We start from the raw sequence: 21,247 nt of genomic DNA, 5'->3' as shown, positions 1-21,247 counted from the left end.
ATAAAATATTTTATATTTGCAAATCTCAACAGCGACCCTAAAGCCATTCTGATCAGACAGAACCAATTACAACCCAAGAATATTGAATATGAAAAGTAAATAAATCTAAAAACCGATAAAAAACACTCATATTATATAGAGTATACATTCAAAAAAAATAGAATAAATGATATATTTAAGTTTTTATAGATCTGAAAAAACCATAAATAAATATGCTTAAAATATTCAAAAAAGAGACATCAAGGATATAAGATGACATTGAGTAACTTAAGGACAAAACGTAAAGTATTAGCTTGTCTGGCACTTAGTACGCTGTTAAGTGCGTGCGGCGGCTCTGACAATAACACTAAGAGCTTAGAAAATAAAAATTCAGGGTCTCAATTAACAGACGAAGGCAAGACTTCAAATAGTAATAACCCAGAAAATAACCAGAATGCTTCTGACAACAAAGGGAATAATAACCCTGATAACGGCAGCGACAACTCTAAAAATGACGGTAATGCCAGTAGTAATAATAATCAATCTCCTCAATTAAATATCACTGGCAGCACAAAAGTTCTAGAACAAGTACCCATCACTTTGCATGCCAACGCAACTGATACTGATGGTGAAATAAGCCATTATAGCTGGCACTATGACGATGCGTTATTCACAGCACAAGACAAGTATGCTTCGACGTTAACCATAACCAGTCATAATATCCTAGCGCACGTAGACACTGAAATATCACTGACAGTAACAGACAACCATGGTGCTCAAACAACCGCAACGCATCTTTTGACTGTTGAGGCTTTGGCCAATTTAGCGCCTTCTCTCGATATCATTGGCCCTGAATCAGTCTTTGAAGACACCGTATTTTCGCTCAATGCTGACGCGCTTGATAGCGATGGACAAATCAAATCAATACAATGGGAACATGACTCAGCGCTAGCCCTTAGCCTAGATGGCGTCGACTCTTCGATACTCACCATAACAACACCTAATATATTTGAAAATCAGACTGTCACTTTTACAGCTTCTGCACAAGATAATCAGGGCGCAACGAACACCAAAAGTCACACGGTGACTATCAAAGCATTAGACAATGTTGGCGCAGATGTATCCATTAATGGTCCTGACCACATCGAAGAAAAGCAAAGCTTTATTTTGCAAGGTACAGCACGAGATATTGATGGCGGAGAAATACAAAGCTATCAATGGTCTTACTCAGGCGAGCTTGCATTAACCTTAAATGGGCGCGATACGCAAACACTGACTGTGAAGTCACCTGATATTCAAGAGGATACGCGTGTTACTTTTAAACTTGACGCAACCGATGATCAAGGGCTCACCACCAGTACCACTCACACCGTCGAAATTAGTGCCATCACACAGCAATTAACGCTTGCTGGCAAAGTGACTGATCAACCGATCGCTTATGCGAATGTAGAGCTCACATTTGATGGTCAAACCTTTACGACACAAGCTGATGAAACAGGTGCATATCAGCTGGACATCGTGTATGACGAGTCACAGTCAACCGAGCTTGCAAAACTCAGAGCAACCGGTTCCTTCGCGCAGAACAATGCCCATGTTGAATTTATCTCTCAGCTTGGCGATTTAGCGCACCTCACGCAAAAAGCAGGTGAAGATAAGCAACTAGATGCCAATGAAGAATTTGGTGTGAATGTCACCAATATAACCACCTCTGAATTTGCACTCATTAAAAGGCAGGTCAACCAGCTAAAAACAGCCGATGAGCTTGAAAAAGCCCGAAAAAATGTCGAACCAGCTGAGAAAATGCGTTTAGCTAAGCTGATAAAAGCCATCGTCGATCATAACGTCACATTGCCTGAAAACGTCAAAAATACCCTTGAATTAGTACAAGATGAAGACACTGCTGATAGCGCAATAGTACAATTGGAAGAAGAGCAAGCTGAATTGCTGGCGAAAATTCAAACGGCTATCGAGCAAGATAGTGACTTAGTAAAAGCAGCAACAACCATAGCAGCTGGAGACTACTTCCTCTCTGAAGCGCGATTTTTTAACGGTTTGGGCTTGGCTTTAAAATTGGAAGCCGACGGTACGGGCTTTGTTGCAAATACCAACGACAGTGACTTTACTTGGCAAAAAGTAAACAACACCATCAATATAGTATTCAATACACCGACGACTCTCACTGGAGTCAACATAGATTTATTTGGGCTTAGTCTGAACATCATAGAAAGCCAAAATAGCGCACATACAGTAGAGACTGTGCTACTTTCAAATAATGCCGAGCAAGGGCCCGCTCCTTTTATCGCTAAGCTTGCAAATAAAAGTGCATTTATTCAGCCAGAACGAGACAACTTCAAAGGTGAATGGTCATTACAACTTTCACAAAGTGACTCTCTATTAAAGTCACTAAGATTGAATTTTATAAATGACAGCCAAGTTGAGCTCAATAATGGTACTGAGACAATGACCGCTAGCTGGGAGTTGATCGATAGCGGCCAAACACTACAAATAAAGCACCCACAACGTACATTAACTCTCAATATTGTCAGAGAGTTCAAGCTCGGCTTACAAGTGCTGGTAAACGATGGAAAAGTGACTTCAGGGGTCATGGTACGCCATCAAAACATTAATTTTGACGATATTAACTTCGCAAAAACATGGATACCTTTTAAAACAAAAGGTGATAAACACGCTTTTGTCGTAGATGATAAGAATAAGTTTCACTTTAACTGGCAGCATAATGTCAAGGTTGAAAACCAGCAGGGCAAGCTAACACGCAATCACTACCAATTCTCTGGACAAGACCGCGCATTTTGTGATGTCGCGCTAACACAATGTGCAATCACCAAGCGCCAGACATATGAGTTAATCGCCTCATCGGATAATTTAATTGCAATTCAACACACCGCTTTTGAGCATACAAATGACTCTGTAGTACAAGTTGCGCGTTCAATGCATATTTACAAATTAAGCGATAAAGCAATTAACAAGCCTACGCAGTTTGATGAAACCTTTTTCAGCAGCACCACCGCGCCTCATTTATTGGTAGGCTCAGTTAACCTGCTCGCGCAAGAATACGGCAGGGGTATAAACTTAAAGCAAATAGAAAATTGCCCACCGCAAGCACACAGTGACTGTCGTCCAAAAGTTCAATACAACGACGGGATTTATTGGGCTGAACTCGCAGATGGCCATCTTAAATTAACCAACACAGTGAACAGTGCGGTTGTATATCTCACTATTGGTCAGGCAAACCAAGAAGGCCTGGCTATCTGTGTCAATAATTTTGACTGCGGCCCTCGCAGTGGTCGTCAGTTCAAATTTGAATGGCCTCATTTAAATATAAATATCAAGCAAACCGGCCAAGGTTTAGTAGTCCCCACGGTGACTGCGTTTGAATTTGGCAAGGACTTTGAACTTGTGTTAACACCAGAAAAAAACAACGAGCTCATTTACGTGCGTGGCTGTGAGGGTGAGCTTATTGATAAAGGATTAACCACATCATTATTCAAAATCACCAACCCCACCGAAGACTGTGAGATAGAGGTAGATTTTTCTCCCCGTCCTCTTCATCTAGGTGAAACCACAGTAATGATGGACAGTACAGACCAATTTAACGTGCCTCTGCACTTTATCTTTAATATTAGTAAAGATGGACAAGGTATACTTAAGTCTGAGTATGAAGTTCGCTCATTTTCAAGGCTCCCTAAGTTCACGATAAAAAAGCACTCAGACACTGAATATGTAGCCAAATTTGACAGCGCTTACACTAGCATCCCAATCAATAAGCCGGTTTCTTTTGATAACAATACACAATTTATCAAGATAGCTGGCTTTAAGTTCACCTATGAAGGAGAGCAACTATTTATATCTTGGTTAGAGTATAAGCGCGAAGATGACCTTCAATATTTAGAACCAATAGCGGTTAAGGCAACTAAGCAAATTACACCGATGCCATTAATGGATAAACTCATTGGTGAGTGGGCTTTATCTTTTGATACTTACATCGATTCTGAATCTTCGAATGCACAGAAAAACGTCTCACTCACATTTAACCAAGATGGCACTGGCAGCCTCAACATGGGCAGGTACATAGCTGAGCACTTAGAAGATAAAGCGTTTTCGTTCAATTGGACAATAACCCCAGAGGGCTTAGTTGAATTGACCGCTAATAATACAGATTATGCGCTACTTAGAGTGGTTTCAGAGCACAACGGTATCCATGTTTTATCTATTGAGCAGTCATCAATTGCATTGGACGACCCACAATATTATGACTGGCTCAGAGTTGGGGTTGGCGCGTTTATTAAAAAAGCAGACACACCATTTAGCTTCGCGGATATTGCTGGTAACTTATCAGACGACTGGGGAGACTTCACTCTGTATAGCGATGGCATCGCAAGAAGAGCTAATTTACATGGTACTGAAATCACCACTCTAAAAAATAACCGCCTAACAGTCACAGCCACACCTACTTGTACAAAAACAATGAACGGCTGTTTACTAAGTTTTGAAAGAGACTATGAGCTTCTTGCACAAAATGGGCAACAATTTTACGTCTACCGATATGTAAATAATATCAGGCACCTTTCTGTTTTAAATACCGATAATACACCAACAGAAATAAGCCATCGCGCACTTATGAAAGCAAACCCTAGCTATTTCCGTTCGCTAAGGTTATACGAGCGTTCAAAACACGGTATAGACATTTGGGAGCTTACCTATGCCCAAAAAGGTTTTAACCTTGTTACACCTGTATATACCCGCAATAAAGAAGTAATGTATACATTTGACCATGAGGGGATGGTTAAGGAATCTACTGGTGACATTGTTCTTTTTGTTCCTATCGAAAGCAACTCAAGTGGCATTTGGTTTTGTGAAATTCCTAAAGATGGTGAATGTAGCGAAAAAAACAAGCGATTTTTAGAATACACCGTACCTGCACACCCTATCAAACTTAATATAGATGGCCCTGGTACTGTGACGTCAAATTTACAAAACGGCACCATTTTACATGAACATAACTTAGAGCTAACGGCATCTGCAAAGAAAAGTGGCTTTTATGTTAGCAGCGTCGAAGGTTGTGGGCTTCAATATCGCGAACATAATGCGCGCTATTTGACATATGGGGCCAGTGATATCAAAAGCCCCTGCGAAGTAACTATAAAAGTGGAGGAAATACCCGACTCTATCGCGGAAAAAATCGGCGTAACTGATCCTGCTTTAAAAGCGTGTATCGATAACTACAAACATTATAGCCCTACCTTTCTTCTGTATGGCCAAGCGTTAAACTGTATTGGCAGCGATGAACATAATACAATCAATGATCTAACCGGCCTAAGTAACTTTATTAACCTATCAGCACTGCAATTTAATTCAATGGCGGTGACACTAGATAACAAATCGATTTCAGAGTTGAGCAAACTCCCTCGACTGCAAACGCTCTCGATTCAGAGCTCACTTGCCACCGATGTAGATATGAGTTCATTACAAAGACTCAGATATCTTTATCTTCGGGGTCAAAATACGCCTAACCTGACCTTCACGCCATCACCTAATTTAGAACATGTAGGTATTGAGAGTGATGTACTGGAAAGCCTTGCATTTATGAATGCAGCACAGCTTGGTAGCTTATCGGTTGACAGCGACAAGCTGAAAGCCATCGATCTTTCTCAAGCACAAGGTTTAGAAACGTTAAGACTAAAGCGGAGCATAATCGATACACTCGATCTGACGCACAACACAGCACTAAAAGAAGTCGACATTTCACAAAGTGGGATTGCACAAATTGCAGGCGTCACACCAAGTCACGCGCTTGCCGACTTAGATGCCCGACTATCTAAACTGACCAGCTTAGACTTATCTCAATATGCTCAGCTACAAGCGCTTAATATAGCGCAAAACCAGTTTACGACATTGGATATTTCACAAGTTGAGCAGTTAAAATCTTTGAGTGCTTACGATAACCCATTAACATCACTCATCACGATAGAAGGCAGTCAACTTAAGTCACTTAGCATTAATGACACTCAAATCGACACACTTAATACTCCGCATTTACTAAACCTGCGCACTTTGAGTGCGGATAATACTAAGTTAAAAGAACTCCAACTTACAGGTTTAAGAGAGTTAACTTGGTTAAGTGCATCGGATAACACCCTCACTGAACTGGACTTGTCTGACGCTGAGAAGTTATGGAACGTTTATTTTAAGAATAATACGCTGCAATCGATTATTCCTGGGCCAAATACAGACATCACTATGTATTTGGAAGGCACACAAGTCAGTGAAAAGGCACAAGCAGTCATAGATCAACAAGGGTATAAAATTATAAATTAATCTACTCTTAAACTCTAAAAGCCGCTAGCAAGCGGCTTTTTTTATAATTGAAGAGACAAATCGTTTCATTCCAACGCACAATTAATTGTCTTTGCACATATAAAGCGCCTTCAGCTGTAGCAGTAAAGACAGGTTTTTGCTTAATATTCGATTTCGAATTCGAGTTTAAAAGCACGTTTGGAACAGATAAAAACATGATGCGTGCCTCTTTAAAAACAACGGAAACGTTGACATTGATTTACTTTTGCCCATAGTCCAAACCATCTACTATGCTTCAACACACCACCGCCAAATGCTAAAATTTGTATGTATAACATAGGGAGCATAACAATGAATAAACAAAAACTCACCTTAGCACTGCTGACTTTTACAATACTAGCGGGGTGCGAGTCCTCTTCTCCTTCTCCGGTTACAGAGCTGCCTGCTGACAATGGCTCCCCTGTGGTAGTGACGCCCGAAGAAATGGCACCAGAAATAGTGACGGCAAAAGAACAAAATGACATCTCGACAGACTCCCTCCCTGTTGAAATCAGTTGCGAGCCTCTGAAATATCACTGTCACTCACAGCGCAAAGCACCCGCGCTCAGTAAAGAAACCGACAAGAATTTATCCGCCGCATTAAATATCGCAGACCGAGGTTTTGCGATATCCGCCGCTAGAAGGTTGGAAAGCGTTAAAGCTAAAAATGATTATGAGCAGGCTATACTGCATTACCATTTAGCTAATCTAAATACGGAAATAATGGGTAAAAACGCTGTCGCTCTAGACTACATTTTAAAAGCGATAGACAGTGGCAATTTACCTGCTGAAGAATACAAATCAGCACTTTACCTTGAAATTATGCTTCTAGTTGAACTAGGTTGGTTCGACATGAGCGAGGAAAAGGCATTACAGTATTTCGCCTATATCGATGAGCCATTTGATATGGATATCTTCGAGTTGTTTGAACAAATCGCTCAACTGAAACGAGACCAAAAGCGTCACGACTTGTTACTCGAAATTCAAACCATGTTTGATGAGCAAGAGCAACGACAAGCTGCCCAAGAAGTACTGGATGAAATACAATCACGAGTAAACAAAAACCGTTTAACCCATTCACAAGTTAAGTTGCAAATTAACAAAACTCGCAAACTCAAAGACAACTCAACATGCCGGGTAATGACCTACCAATGTCATAGACAACGTGCACAAAAGTCACCATCAGGCCCAGTTCAAAAAGCGCTAAAAAAGGCGCAAAAACTGCTCAAAGACAAAAGTTTTATGGAAGCAAAAAACCTACTTGAGTCCATCCAGCCCAGCTCTGACTTTGACGCTGCTATGGTTAATCGACTATTAGCTTATTTATATAGTGATGCCAAACTACATGAATTATCTCTAAACCATGCCAGAACAGCGTTAAGCGGTTACATTCTCAATGCAGAAGACCATCGATATTTAATGAGACTGGAAATAGTTGAGCTTTACTATTTTGGTGAATTTGAACAGGCTAAGCAAAAACTTGAACAACATCTGAATTACGACGAATCAACCTCAGACACATACATGGAAGGTTTATTGCTGAGAATTGCCAAGCTACAAAATAACCGTCAAGTTTTAAGAACTTTACAGAATCAGGCGCTTCAAAGTCCTGAAAGAGCGGAAATATTATACATGTATCAAGTATTTTCGCATTTTGGAGACATTCAAGAAAGAACACAAACCACGCAGGCATCTAATGACAGTAAGCCAAAAGTTATCTACCAAAAAGAATACGCATACCCAATGGAAGCTGCCAAAGAAGGCATTACGGGAAGCATCATATTAAAATTTGACTTAAACACTCAAGGTGAGCCCATCAATATCAGAGTAATGAATGCCACTCCAAAAGGCTATTTTGAAGAAGCTGGGATCAAAGCACTGGAACAATGGCGCTATAAAGTTGAACTCGACGATGCTGGTAACGTCATAGGAGGTAATGATCTTGAAGTGCATTTCACATGGAATATAGGCCGCAGTCAATAAACGTCACTCTGGATTTGATGTATCACAAAAGTAGGTGATGATCACAAAAATGGAAAAGCCCCTGTCATTGAAACACCCAACTATTGGGGCTATTTCACAAATACGAGGGCTTTTTGTCGAGTACTTTTTTGTATACTAGTTCAGTAGACTACTTGAAATCCTTACTTCTTTGGCAATATCTAACTGATGTCTTCTAACAATTGATTTAACCATGTTGGTGCAGGTTTTAGGCTCAGTAAGTACACTTGCTCAGTGTACGCTAGGTTATCTGGGCAAGTTGATAACGCAACCAACTGCCATTCCCTCACAATATAATCAGGTAAATAGGCTAACGCCAAGCCACTTTTTACAAGCTGGCTAAGTACAGCATAATCATTAACCACCCATTTTATATGCCTAGCTAGTTTTGGTACCTGCCAACCATCACACCCGACACCGCTTTGCTCTCCACAAAATGGCGAAGTATCAGGCGCAGCAAAGGGAAACTTGACTACTTCCGTTAAGTTAATTTTTTTGTGTGGCCGTAAAGGATGAGTATGCCCCATTGCAATCTGCATCGTTAACGTACCAAGCTGTGTTAAACGGACCTCATTTGGCAGTTCTTTAATCACCTCACCCGTTACTATGGCCAAGTCCACTTCACCGGCGAGCAATTTATTGACCGCATCAGACTCATATTGTGTATCAAACACTAATGAGAGGTGCTCAGTATGCAGGGTGTGGCGCGCTAACACACTCGCCCATTTGAATTGTAAAATACTGGACGCTGCTACAACACAGCTTATCGCCCTGCTCCCCGGTTTTATATGGGTTTTTGTATCATCAGCCAAATTTACCAATGCCACCGCTCTTGGCTGCAACGATAAGCCCTGTTCATTTAAACGCAATGACTTTCCTACTCGGTCAAACAGCTTTACCTCTAAAGAGTTTTCTAACCGCTTAAGAGATTTTGATAACGCACTAGGAGAGGTATTCAGGCGCTGAGCCGCTTTTTGCAAACTTTGTTGCTGCGCGATGACTAAAAACTTGCGTAGATCTGCTATTTCCATTTTGGAATTTATAACCACAATTTAGAAACGATTTAGAACTTAAAATAGCATACTCTAGACTCACTCCAACACGTTTCAATGAATGGCTCCCGATGAAAAACGCTTTTTTTTACTTATTACTGATTTGCTTTTTTGGCTCTATTCGTGCCCATGACCACTCCATGGGCATACATGGCATGGCTTTATTTTCGATAAATGACCGCATATACGCTTCTCACCTCCCGATGCCCAAAGGAAAGCATGCCGTGCAATTTATTTTCGAAACGCAACTACCAAATCAATTTAAAGCACACCTGAGCTCCCTCTTAAAGGCAAACCAACTGATAACGGTTCAACCACAAAGGTTCTCTTTAAATAAACTGAGAGCAGGTCAACTTAGTCACTTTTCGGGAGATATATTTATCGGTCATTTCGAGCGTTCAGGTCAAATGAAATACCGCAATATCACATTTAAAGTTCAACACACCCTATTAAATAAGTCCGTGAACCCATCTCAACAAAATGGGCAGTTTTATACATTGGGACTTGGTCAAAACACCTGTTTACTGGTACATAAAATTGGTAAACCTCCAAGCTTTGACCAAATAGTAACGGCTGAATGTGACTTGCTTGCTGGGGGAAAAACAGAACTGAACAGCGCAACAGACGGACCCGTCACAGCATTTGATAGGGCTGACATTGTGGGTGCACAAACTCTATACTTAGAAACTAAAGATTTTAAATAAGGACTTACTATGCCTCCCATTGAAGTGCTCGTTGCTTTTTCCGTCGTCTGCTTTTTACTCAGTATTACCCCTGGTCCTTCTATTTTATATATTATGGCGCGCAGTATTAGTCAGGGGCCAATTGCCGGTGTATCGGCCGCAAGTGGCATGGCGATAGGTTCCTTTGTCTATGTTGTTGCAACAGTGTTAGGGTTAGCAACCATTTTTAAATACTCCCCAATCGCTTACACGGGATTAAAAATGGCTGGTGCCATGTACTTGGTATATATAGGCTGGCAGTATTTTAAGCCGGCCGAACAAACAGCTGATAGTCCTTCACTGAGCAAAAAAAATAACTTTGCCATTATGAAGCAAAGCCTTGTTGTAGAACTCACCAACCCAAAGACAGCTTTATTCTTTTTAGCTTTCTTACCCCAGTTTGTTAGTAGCGAAGATGCACAAGTATCAACGCAATTGCTAATACTGGGTGCGATATACACGCTCATTACCTTATGCTGTGATATCTCGATCGCACTACTTTCGGGTAAATTAGGTCGCATGCTTAATAAAAACAATCACTCAAACCACTGGCAAGACAAATTAGCTGGCAGCGTGATGTTTATATTGGCGGGCGTGATTGGCTTTGAGAGCCTTAAATAAGTATATGAGCAGGCATTTGTTACAAGGTATTTTTAAAATCAACTTCCGGCCTGTATGAATAAAATGTGTTTTTTCATTGAGTGTAACTCACTCATCATTTTGGATAAAAACGATAGGTGGTTCGCTTCAATTTGGAGTACCACCATACAGCGCTTCCAAATAGATGTATGTATCATGGCTATTTTTTATGCTTAAATTCGAAGAGTAAATGCAAGCTGATTGCCAAAAGTGCAATTAATAAAAAGTAAAAAATAATACATACAAGCTTACTCCTTAAGTATCGAGCACTTTACGTGACTACCATCAATGTAAGTAGATTCAGCACTCTCTCCTAGTACATTAATATTCCTAACTTTAAGCGTTGAAAGATCAAAACTAATCACAATGTATTTGACCCATCGGTAGTTTCCATCCTTTAAAAAATAGTCATGAAAATCAACACTAAAAGAGACTAACCTTTCTGTGTTATCTTCAGAAATTACACCAAAAGAGTTGATACGTTTAATTGAAGACAAAAATGGAAGAATCGACAGTCTATACTTAATAAAATGGTAGCCTATCTTGAATTCATCCTCTACATGCTTCTTGTAGCGCTTGTACAATGAAGGCTCATATGAAAAATAATCTAAAAACTTCTTAGCTGATGAGATTGATTTAGTAATGTTTTTAGAATCATGAACTAGATTTAAAAACATTGTCGATTCGGGAGTTTCACAATCTTTAGCGAAAGCATTGCCACTTATAACTAGCAAGAAAACAATTAAACCAATGATATAGTTTAGCAAAAATTACCTCCAACATTAAAACTCGGTTACATAAAATGACCGCCCCCACTTCAGGAAATATGACGCCAGCCCGCATAAGTATCGATACAGTGGCGATACTGGGTATTCACCAAGCTAATAGGCCTGTTCATTGCTGTTGCCATAAAAAACCACAACAAGATATAGCAATTACAAACGTAAAAAGGTTATCATTAACTAAGAGTTAACTTAAGGTAATTATTATATAAACTACTCTAGGGAAGGTATTTATAATTGCAGTCAAAAATTCTAAATCAACAAATTGATAACTTATCGGATTTAGCTTTTGGTTCGAAAAGCAGAAAAAGCACAGAGCAAGTTACTATCGTAGCGGCTCTAATTCTTTCAGCAGCCTCATTTGCAACTACATATATGGGTTTAAATGAATTCACTGCCAATGCAACTCTTGCTGCTTTAATCTCATTTGGAATGCAAGGAATGATGTTCACATCCAGCATGCTGATTGCAGACTTTTTGGCCGAAAATAGATTGCATAAAGGGTTTCTTAGTATTTATCTAATAACAATGGCGACGTCTGTCTTTTTTTCCTTCATCTCTTTGTATTCCGTTATTTATCAAGGAGAGGAACGCCAAAAGCGAGAAGATATTTACTTCAACACTAAGGTAAATGAAATTAAAGGAAATATTAAAAATGATTTAAATGGAACAACTCCTAAAGGGGTTGATGACTACGAAAAATGGAAGCTAGGTATCCTTGATGAAGCGAATAATCTGAGAGAAAAAACTGAGTCACACAAAAACAAATTACTATCTGAAATAAATAATACTAGGACTAAAGCCATACTAGAAGAAGAGAAAGGTTCATATGTGTTAGATAGAAATGGTAATGCAATTCATACTGGGAGTGGGTATGGGTATCGTACTCAACAATTTGAACTGAAACTCGCAGAGCTGGAGTCAAAAAACAAGCAACTAGATAGCGAATTGCAAAAACAAGCTTTGGCTCTAGACACTTTAAAAAACCATATGATTCAATTTGAGCTTGAAATGAGTGATATGACATTACTCACCCTACTATCAAATCAGTGTTCGATAGCCACAAAGAACTCCCCCAACTGTAGTGTAAGTGACTTACAAGTCTACCAATATATTAAACAGGCAAAAAAAGCTTCTGAAGACTTTAATGAAGCATGTGGTTTTGAGGGAGATATCAGTAAAAATGAAGCAATGAAATTAATGATTAAGTGTATTTCCTTCTCGAACATTACTGAAGAGAAGAAACAATCCTACACAGATGAGTTAAATGAAACATATATAAATAACAACGAAAATACGCATAAATTCATTACATCTATGCAAGGTATCATCAATCAAGATTTGCTTGCATTTAGCGCGCTTGCTATAGCTATCTTCATCGATTTCTTGATACTGCTTTGCGCCTTTATCAGAGCTAAGCCAACTTCTTTTTTAAACATTGAGAACGATGACCTCGACGACATGAAAGAGGTAGCTATGGAATGCGTTCTTTCATGCGACCATAGCGCATTGAATACTGATTCGCAAAATATTGCTAGGCTTAAAACTATTTTAAGGATACTTAAATTTTCATTGGATATTAGTGAAAAGGGATACTGTGGATACATCTTAGTTAGTGAAGTGGATGAGTACACCTTACATAAGGAACTCGGACTGTTTTTTTCATTAAAACTAGCTAGACCTCTAAAAAATAAAACAATTATTGGCTTTAGAACAAGAGCGATATTATGGATGTGTAGTCAAATCGTAGCCGAAAGTCGCTCTGATGAATCAAAGGAAAATGTGAAACATGATACAAATATATTTACACAATTTGGGAGAAGTGCATGATAAATAGTAAATCTCCTTGGGAAGTTGTTGCAGAATTTTTTTCTGACTGGAATCAAGCTGATGTTGCATGGCTTACACTTGGCCTCGCTATTGTTATTATAATTTACATGCTCAACTTAAAAGTGCGGGCTACAGGTCGTAAGAGTGGTAGAACAACTCTGCTTTATTCTTTGATGATATGCTTCTGGGTATATGCATTTCAAACTGTTATAAAAGAAAAGGTGGACTTTAGCTTATCCGTATCTAACCTAATGTCACTCATATTACCAACAGTATTTATTGCGGTAATAGTTTATACATTGATGCTTGCTTCATTAAAAGGCAGGACAAGTAAGATTGATTGGCTGCAAATTACATTTAAAACCCTGCTTACAGCAATAGCTCTCGGCATAGTGATAATGATGACTGCAGACATGCGTAGGGCTATGTTAAATATCTCTGGAGTAACCCTTGGATTTTTGATTGGGTTGCTTTTCTTCAATCTATTTTGCCAAAAAAAAATTAATGACGAAGATTTAGAGGAAGATGTGGAGGAAGATGATGACTGGACAGCTCCAGGAATATAGTTCTCTACGAGCGCTCAGATATAGACACCTTTAAATAACATAATTTCAACAAAGACACCCACTTATCCCAACCTCTGAAGCTGCGTATTAATATCAGGACTAAGTTGAAATGGGTGTCATCTCTATTTTATTTCTAAAGCAACATTTTGACGACTGACATTGGCATTTTTTCTTCAAGTTCTATCATCCGATTAAGATCAGACTGATCTATACTGCCATATTTGAATTTTCATTTATCGCAAGTACTCTGTCCAACATTATGCTTATGGCACATATCGTGGACGGCCATAACATCTAATTCGACCTTTTTCAAAATTGCAAAAACCTGACTTTCTGTGAATTTGGGCTTTTTCATATTACTTTCCATCTAAAGTTACTTTAAATGAACAACCCTATTTTTAAAATTGTTAATTTATAAAATATTAAAACCGCAATGAAACATATATTTAAAATAAATAAAAACTAAACATAGAAAAAATTTACATATTATGATTTTTTAAATAACATAGCCATAGCTTATAGAGAGTTACTAGAATAATTAAGGCAGGAATCTTATGAAGTTAAAATTAGTTAAAAAGAAATACAAACAGCTAAACAAAAATACACAGTCAGTATGCAAAGAGGCAACACCTTTAATAGCTGGAGGGTGGGTAACAACTGTATGTACCGATACAGATGTTACAAATCGTTGCTATACAATTGAAGAAAGAACTTGTAATACTTGTAATACAGCAATGTGTTAATCTCAGACTTAAGTTATTAAGGGGGGAAATCACCTCCTTTTTAGGTTAAAAGTTTAAACGTAGTATCTAATTTTATTAACTAATTTTTATTCACACCTCTATTCTACTGTTCGAACATCTATGACACCCATCTCTATTTTTACTGTCTTGTTAGAATTAGAAGTAACGCATATGGTTACTACTAGTAAATTACGCGAATTCAACATACAAATGCACCACATATAAAAAAGAGGTAACTCCCCCATAAACTGAAACAGATCATCAGTAGAACTTCTATAATATAAAAAGGAAATTTTACGGTCTGAAAGAGTAAATTCACCAAATCACAGATAGTCGGCATGATCCAAGAAGCTGAATCGGGTGAGCCTATACCTGAAACAGCCATTAAAAATTTTCAACTAAGAGAGCTACTCTATTAAATTTATATTAAAAGTCACACTTGCGAATTTATTAATGCATATAGCAAAAACATGCCAACTGAAGCATGCGTACATGTCGCTATAAAGTAAAATTTAAACCTTCTAGATATACCATGCTTCCAAAAGATATACGCTAACGGAACTGTTATAAGTGGACTAAACACAAAAACAAGCCCACCCCATAATCCCAGTAACGCCTTAAAGTTTATATAACTAGTTAATTCATCGACCAAGTAACTAATACTTATTAACAAGGAAATAACGATGATAATTTCGATAAAAACATTGAAAGAGTTAATTTTATTTCTCACTAAAACTACCTACTTGGACCCATCGTTCGGTGAAGAAGATACATGATACATAAAGAGACATGACACCCATTTCTATTTATACCACAACTACACCACAACATGCTTCAAAGCAGAAACAAACCTCTCCAATCATGCTGAATGTAAATTGACCACCAGATAAATTGCTCGACTTTATAATCTGGCTGGAATTTAAGACATGTCTTGCCTCACAATTTTTAATAGCAACGTTGAAATGGATGTATTTATTAAAGATACATGACACCCATCTCTATTTTTGGTACAACAGCATTAGCGTTTTTCGGCTATATATTTGCCCAAGCCAAGTACGACACATCACCGCACAGCAAACATCAGCAGATTTTATTTAAAATATCTGACTTGGAGTGGTAATTTTTTTAATTGTAGGAGGTAACACGCTGTTACCTCCAAGGAGAATCAATATGAGAAGAGCAGCATTTACACTAGTATTTTTTTTAACAGGCTGTAATAGCAGTGACTCCAGCAAAGTTGCGCCTGAATCCTTTGAATTTAGAGATGTCACGCTGAGCGTTACCCAGCTTAACCCTAACCACAATGACAGTGTTGAAAACTCAGGGTTGAGCTACCATGGTATGTTTTACTTGTATGGTAAAGAGCAAGGAAAGATAAAGTTAAACGGCCAAGATAAATTGACATTTACCAGCCCAAGTAAACACCAATTCAACGCAAAAAATATCCCCCAAACAGGCTCTTTAGCTGAGCAGTGTTGTAAGTTAGAGGTATCTGGATTGCAGGACACCCAGTATCAACATCAGGATAATCATATCTGGCTTGCTGAGTTAACTCGTAACAACACAGTTATGGAAAGCTTTGAGCTGGACTTGCCTCAGATGGCACAGTTCATTTATCCGGGCGAGTCTGCTGATTATCAACAATTTGCCTTTACAGGTAATGATGTCGTACTTACCTGGCACCCCGAAACCGCTAAAGACCTCATCAAAATACGCTACAAAATAAGTACACAAAATGAAGGTCAGGATCTGTGTAGTGGCCAAAATGAAATTATTGAAGAGCGCGTAGACAACCTCTCTGAACTAAATGGAGAGCTGGTTATCCCCGCGGATAAAATAGCTCTGTGCCCTCACCCCGTTAGCATTTACGCCACACTTAATTATGATAACGAGCAGCGGAAAACAATAACAACACACAAACAAAAAAACACCTTTCAATTTTTTGATTTTGAAACGATTCAAATAATATCTCTTTACGAGGATGGGCCTTATAAACCGGAATGATATGCGTCGCATCGCGAATTTAAAGTTGGCTTTAAGCGGTCACTGCAACCTATATTGCTGATGACTCTGCGGCGTTATCGCTAGATTCAAATTGGATATTCACTGGTACCTCTTAGGAGGTGCCATAAAAAAGCAATTCATACTTTAACAGTGAATAAAACATTGACGACTGCTTAGACTAATCCCAAATTAAGATTGGGGGTCACTTCATCTCGCACCAAGGCTTGTTAGTTGCGTAGTTAAGATTTTTACTGGTGGCCAGCCTTTCCTGAAAATCCTATCTTGCATTCAGTAGGTTAAAATATGGCTGTAGCCTTAAAAAAATTTAAAAATTTTTTATCTCGTGAATTGCATTAGTATCGAATTTTTATATAGAACATTATTCGTATAAAGCGCTTAAAAAGATTAAAATTATAGCTGTTCCTAAATCGCAATTTAGCAAAAGTTGCTCGATCGTTGTGATCAAAATCACGCTATTTTGGGGTGTTTTTTACCCTATAGAGCTAAATTACGACCTCAGCGTATCTAGTTGCACTAAGCGCAACATCATTAAAATCTACATAAAACCCCGTCATTTAGCTGAAATATTCGATATCTATAACTAGGACTCCGAAATATAAGGCTGTATCGGAACTGAGTATATAAAATCATAATCGGCTTATTCACACTTAGAGCGACCAAAACGCTCTGAGCCGAGTTTGTTATTTAAATTTAAAAGGAATGTTTAAATGAATACAAAGTTACTTTTCAGCGCTGCTATGATATCAGCTGTACTTACTTCTTCTTTTGCATTTTCAAAAGAGTTACAAAGTGCTGGAGATATGGAATATAAGCTAGGTAATAAAGTTTATAAAATTCCTTCAAGCCAAGCGGCCAATGTTGATAAAATAATCGAGTTAATTGACTCTAACAACGATGTATCTGAATTCGGTGTAAACACATTCGAATTAGAAAGCGCGCAAGTATCAAGCTCATCATTCAACATCCAGTCAGGTAATTTGGTTGTTTTTAGTGGTTACAGCGCTACTGACGTCAACGCATTCGACGCCACATTTAGATTTACTTGTCCAAGCAACATGTTTTTACAACGTGTATCTAGCTACCATGAAAATTGGGCTGAGGATCGCCGCTTTAGTTTTGAATGTGCAAAGTTTAAAACAGCATCTGGTAGTAAAGTATACCGCGGCCGCGTGAGCTGGTCTGGTTATGCAAATGAGTTCGACCATGCGCTGAACTATACTTGTCGTTATGGTGAATTTTTAGTTGGCGTGTATGCTGAACATGAAAACTGGGCTGAAGATCGCAGATTCAAATTTGCTTGCGCAGCAATGAACGAAGGTTCTGCATACGGCACACAATTAGAGGCAGAACAATGTCTAGAAGATGGCCCTTCTTCTCTAGATCGTCCTTGGGATTTAGGCTCTTCTCGTGGCGCATTAGTTGGCATGAAGAGCGAGCATGTAAACTGGGCTGAAGACAGAAAAACGACTGTGACTTACTGTTTGAGTGCAAACAGCGGTTGGTAATGAACAGTTAATCCATTATTTTTAACTTTTCGAGTCACGTCTGGATTTTTAGTATAAATAAAAATTTTAGGCGTGACTTTTAGATGTATTTGTAATCGCCTTAAAAAAGCCAGCCATGTTTTAAAATTCAATAAAGCATAATCGGCTTCTTACACTATTCCCAAATTAAGATGGGTGTCATGTTTATTTCTTTCATAAATTAAGATGGGTGTCATGTTTATTTTTTCGTTAATGGAGTTTCAGACATGACTCACCACGTAACTTTTAAAAGCTACGTTGAAATTAGAATTTGAATGGTATTAAAGGCTAAGCGAGCAATTCACTACACTGCGTCAAGTTACCTCGTCGTTTTAACTTCAAATGTTCACAGTATATTCGCTTGGCATCGGGTCTGCCCACTGAACCCTTAAATACCTTGGGAAACTGAGTCGTAAGCTTTAGCCAGTTCTCTGACTGGAGATTAGTCTTGCTAAAATGGGCTGAGCATCTGTGATAAATCCGCACTTACCTTCTTGAAATTGAGATGGGTGTCATCGTAACTTTCACTTTCATAATAGGTTATTTGAATGACTGTCCAAGATAATACTTGTAATTTAGGGGATAAAATATAAAGTCGCACCAAGTGCTATAGGCAACAAACAAGTCACAATGAACGTTTTCTTTAACTTCCACTCCTTGTAAATAAGTTCATAACCTAGACCATAGCCAACTAAATTAAACATGACACCCAGCTCTATTTATACCACAACCCCCTACGGGGAATTTCAAAACATTAACAAAACACTCAAAAATGCTTAATTCACTTTATCGACAGAAATGCTTTACCTAGACTTTTATTTTTAATGGAGTTTCAGACATGACTCACCACGTAACTTTTAAAAGCTACGTTGAAATTAGAATTTGAATGGTATTAAAGGCTAAGCGAGCAATTCACTACACTGCGTCAAGTTACCTCGTCGTTTTAACTTTAAATGCTCACAGTACTTTTGCTTGGCATCGGGCCTACCCACTGAGCCTTTAAACACCTTGGTAAATTTAGTAGTTAACTTTAACCAATTCTCTGGCTGGATGTTAAGTCTTGCTAAAATAGATTGAGCGTCAGTGATAAACCCGCGCTTATCTTCGCGCATGCACCGACCTGTTAAATCAACAAGCTCTACATAATATTTGAATTCAAATGGTAGCCCTTTTGGCATGTGTTTTCTTGGGTTACCTACAAAACGCAGTAAAGACGTGGGTTGTTTACCCACTTTTGCTGTTTCAATACGCTTTTTGATACTGGTATGGTCTGACTCCTCTGGTGTCTCTGCCATTTTGGCTCTAACTGGATTCAAATCGACATACGCTAAACATGCTGCTAAAGCCGCTTCATCTAACAAGGCTTGTGATTTAAATCGCCCTTCCCAAAAACGGCCTGTGCAACCATCTTCTTTATTGGCTTTACGCGCTATATCTTCGTTGAGCGTTCGCATAAACCAGCTGATATCCGCTAGGCGCTTTCTATATTCGTCTATCAACTCTGACAGCAAACAACGCTCTGAATTGCTCAGTGGCTCTCCACTGACGAACTTATGGGTCAGCCAAGTCCCTTTAAACTGTTTATGCCAACGGATTAAAATGGCTTTATCATTTAGTCGTTTTGCTTTTTTATCATCAACATGCAGAACAATATGCGTATGATTACTCATCACCGCATACGCACATACATCAATACAGAACACCTTGGCTAGTTGCAATAACTTCTCTTCAACCCACCCTTTTCGATGCTCAAATGACTTACCCGTTGCTTTATCTTCTCCGCATAAAAAAGCACGTCTTACGCAGCGTGATATACAGTGGTAATACTTGGTATCCACCAAGCTAACTTGTCTCTTCCTTGCTATTGCCATAAAAAAAGCCATCCATACTTTACCATTCAATAAAGCATAGACGGCTTCTTACACTACCCCAAAATTAAGATGGGTGTCATGTTTATTTTATTGCCATAAAAAAGCCATCCATACTCTAACATTCATTAAAGCATAGACGGCTTCTTACACTACCCCAAAATTAAGATGGGTGTCATCTTAACTATGCTTCTCCCAATCCTTTTTCATTATAGTTTAAGACTTTTAAGTTTTTTTATTATTGCATTTATCAAATCAAACCCATAAATACATCACGCATATTACTATGCCCAATCCCTTGGATAAAAATTTAGCTCCCATAAATTCTACTCATTATATTTATCCAGACCATAACTTGAGCCACTTGTGATTTTAAAAATTTTCAAGGAATAATCAGGGCGAAACATTGAATAACATAAACATTTCGATAAAAATAAAGTCATATTATTTTAGGGTCACCAGATAAATCGTAAGACTTTGCATCTCGTATATCCGCATTTATATACATGTATTGACCGATACCGGTAAGCTTGTTATCAAATGAAAATGCTCAACACATTACTGAGAGAAAAAAGATATTTTTATGTCGCTTATTTTCGAAGTAAATCCCTTTCAACCAAAAACGTCAATAAAATAATTACAATAGCTGCACTTTCAAGCTACTTTGTTAAGTTTACACTTAGCTTAAGTTAGCTATATATAACAACTATTTACCTTAATTTTACTATTACTAGGCTCCAAGAAAAACTGACCTAAAGAGCCTAATTCTATTGTTAAAATTTAACAATTAGCCGCCTTTAATTTTAAAGAAATATATCAGTAATCTTTATGTATCCTAGGTTCCCACTAATATCGCCACATACTCCATTAAATTTAACTGGTTTTTGAGCGATTTTAGAGCTAATTACCATTGACATAATCATCTTTGCCCCCGCCTCTGACTCTTTAATATAGGCATATTGTGCTGCAGGACAGTCTTTGGCAAGCCAATCATTGCCCACTGGTTTAACGTAATAATATGCATCGCTTTCATGTTGCTGTACTCTTAATTCATCAACCAATTGAGCCTGTGTTGTTACCCTATCTCCCACTGCACTCATTGCAGACATTGACGAAAAGAGTAAAAACGTAATTAAAGACTTTTTCATGGTAACTCCACTTAA

Annotated in this window: 12 protein-coding genes; 9 read left to right on the top strand and 3 right to left on the bottom strand. The window is 38.4% G+C overall.

What is annotated here, in order from left to right:
- Nucleotides 1-252: 252 nt before the first annotated feature.
- Entirely contained in the window at nucleotides 253-6,315 is a 6,063-nt protein-coding gene (locus tag JF50_RS02885) for a leucine-rich repeat domain-containing protein (protein ID WP_039607986.1), read from the top strand.
- A 330-nt stretch (nucleotides 6,316-6,645) separates the two neighbouring features.
- A complete protein-coding gene (locus tag JF50_RS02875) occupies nucleotides 6,646-8,316 on the top strand; it encodes an energy transducer TonB (protein ID WP_039607984.1) in 1,671 nt (556 codons plus the stop codon).
- A 179-nt stretch (nucleotides 8,317-8,495) separates the two neighbouring features.
- On the opposite strand, the gene JF50_RS25915 is transcribed toward JF50_RS02875, so the two are convergent.
- On the bottom strand, nucleotides 8,496-9,365 hold the full coding sequence (locus tag JF50_RS25915) for a LysR family transcriptional regulator (protein ID WP_052262103.1): 870 nt from the start codon (nucleotides 9,363-9,365) through the stop codon (nucleotides 8,496-8,498).
- Nucleotides 9,366-9,457: 92 nt separating this feature from the next.
- Here JF50_RS25915 and JF50_RS02865 point away from each other — a divergent pair, with 92 nt between their 5' ends.
- The 7 genes from JF50_RS02865 (at nucleotide 9,458) to JF50_RS02835 (ending at nucleotide 18,198) form a co-directional block, all read left to right on the top strand.
- Nucleotides 9,458-10,090, top strand: a complete 633-nt coding sequence (locus JF50_RS02865) for a hypothetical protein (protein WP_039607983.1) — start codon at nucleotides 9,458-9,460, stop codon at nucleotides 10,088-10,090.
- A gap of 9 nt (nucleotides 10,091-10,099) precedes the next feature.
- Nucleotides 10,100-10,729: a LysE family translocator gene (locus JF50_RS02860; protein WP_039607982.1), complete on the top strand. Its 630-nt coding sequence runs from the start codon at nucleotides 10,100-10,102 to the stop codon at nucleotides 10,727-10,729.
- 1,037 nt (nucleotides 10,730-11,766) lie between these two features.
- Nucleotides 11,767-13,359: a hypothetical protein gene (locus JF50_RS02850; protein WP_039607980.1), complete on the top strand. Its 1,593-nt coding sequence runs from the start codon at nucleotides 11,767-11,769 to the stop codon at nucleotides 13,357-13,359.
- A complete protein-coding gene (locus JF50_RS02845) occupies nucleotides 13,356-13,925 on the top strand; it encodes a hypothetical protein (protein WP_039607979.1) in 570 nt (189 codons plus the stop codon). The genes JF50_RS02850 and JF50_RS02845 overlap by 4 nt, the downstream gene beginning before the upstream one ends.
- Before the next feature lie 554 nt (nucleotides 13,926-14,479).
- The gene (locus tag JF50_RS26880; protein WP_152614444.1) at nucleotides 14,480-14,668 is read left to right on the top strand and encodes a hypothetical protein; all 189 of its coding nucleotides are present in this window, start codon (nucleotides 14,480-14,482) and stop codon (nucleotides 14,666-14,668) included.
- 1,170 nt (nucleotides 14,669-15,838) lie between these two features.
- Entirely contained in the window at nucleotides 15,839-16,672 is an 834-nt protein-coding gene (locus JF50_RS02840; protein ID WP_039607978.1) for a hypothetical protein, read from the top strand.
- Between the two features lie 728 nt (nucleotides 16,673-17,400).
- On the top strand, nucleotides 17,401-18,198 hold the full coding sequence (locus tag JF50_RS02835) for a dermatopontin-like protein (protein WP_039607977.1): 798 nt from the start codon (nucleotides 17,401-17,403) through the stop codon (nucleotides 18,196-18,198).
- Between the two features lie 917 nt (nucleotides 18,199-19,115).
- Here JF50_RS02835 and JF50_RS02830 read toward each other — a convergent pair.
- Nucleotides 19,116-20,087, bottom strand: a complete 972-nt coding sequence (locus JF50_RS02830; RefSeq protein ID WP_039608071.1) for a transposase — start codon at nucleotides 20,085-20,087, stop codon at nucleotides 19,116-19,118.
- 800 nt (nucleotides 20,088-20,887) lie between these two features.
- Nucleotides 20,888-21,232, bottom strand: coding sequence for a hypothetical protein (locus JF50_RS02825; RefSeq protein WP_039607976.1), 345 nt, complete (start codon nucleotides 21,230-21,232; stop codon nucleotides 20,888-20,890).
- Nucleotides 21,233-21,247: the final 15 nt, after the last annotated feature.

The organism is Pseudoalteromonas luteoviolacea (assembly GCF_000814765.1).
In the GTDB taxonomy this organism is placed as follows: domain Bacteria; phylum Pseudomonadota; class Gammaproteobacteria; order Enterobacterales; family Alteromonadaceae; genus Pseudoalteromonas; species Pseudoalteromonas luteoviolacea_H.
Note: the sequence above shows the minus strand (reverse complement) of the source record. Positions and strands in the feature narration are given on the sequence as shown.

Excerpts from the sequence above, each read along its gene's own strand:
- JF50_RS02885 (WP_039607986.1), top strand. The coding sequence starts at position 253 with ATGACATTGAGTAACTTAAGGACAAAACGTAAAGTATTAGCTTGTCTG.
- JF50_RS02875 (WP_039607984.1), top strand. The coding sequence starts at position 6,646 with ATGAATAAACAAAAACTCACCTTAGCACTGCTGACTTTTACAATACTA.
- JF50_RS25915 (WP_052262103.1), bottom strand. The coding sequence starts at position 9,365 with ATGGAAATAGCAGATCTACGCAAGTTTTTAGTCATCGCGCAGCAACAA.
- JF50_RS02865 (WP_039607983.1), top strand. The coding sequence starts at position 9,458 with ATGAAAAACGCTTTTTTTTACTTATTACTGATTTGCTTTTTTGGCTCT.
- JF50_RS02860 (WP_039607982.1), top strand. The coding sequence starts at position 10,100 with ATGCCTCCCATTGAAGTGCTCGTTGCTTTTTCCGTCGTCTGCTTTTTA.
- JF50_RS02845 (WP_039607979.1), top strand. The coding sequence starts at position 13,356 with ATGATAAATAGTAAATCTCCTTGGGAAGTTGTTGCAGAATTTTTTTCT.
- JF50_RS26880 (WP_152614444.1), top strand. The coding sequence starts at position 14,480 with ATGAAGTTAAAATTAGTTAAAAAGAAATACAAACAGCTAAACAAAAAT.
- JF50_RS02840 (WP_039607978.1), top strand. The coding sequence starts at position 15,839 with ATGAGAAGAGCAGCATTTACACTAGTATTTTTTTTAACAGGCTGTAAT.
- JF50_RS02835 (WP_039607977.1), top strand. The coding sequence starts at position 17,401 with ATGAATACAAAGTTACTTTTCAGCGCTGCTATGATATCAGCTGTACTT.
- JF50_RS02830 (WP_039608071.1), bottom strand. The coding sequence starts at position 20,087 with ATGGCAATAGCAAGGAAGAGACAAGTTAGCTTGGTGGATACCAAGTAT.
- JF50_RS02825 (WP_039607976.1), bottom strand. The coding sequence starts at position 21,232 with ATGAAAAAGTCTTTAATTACGTTTTTACTCTTTTCGTCAATGTCTGCA.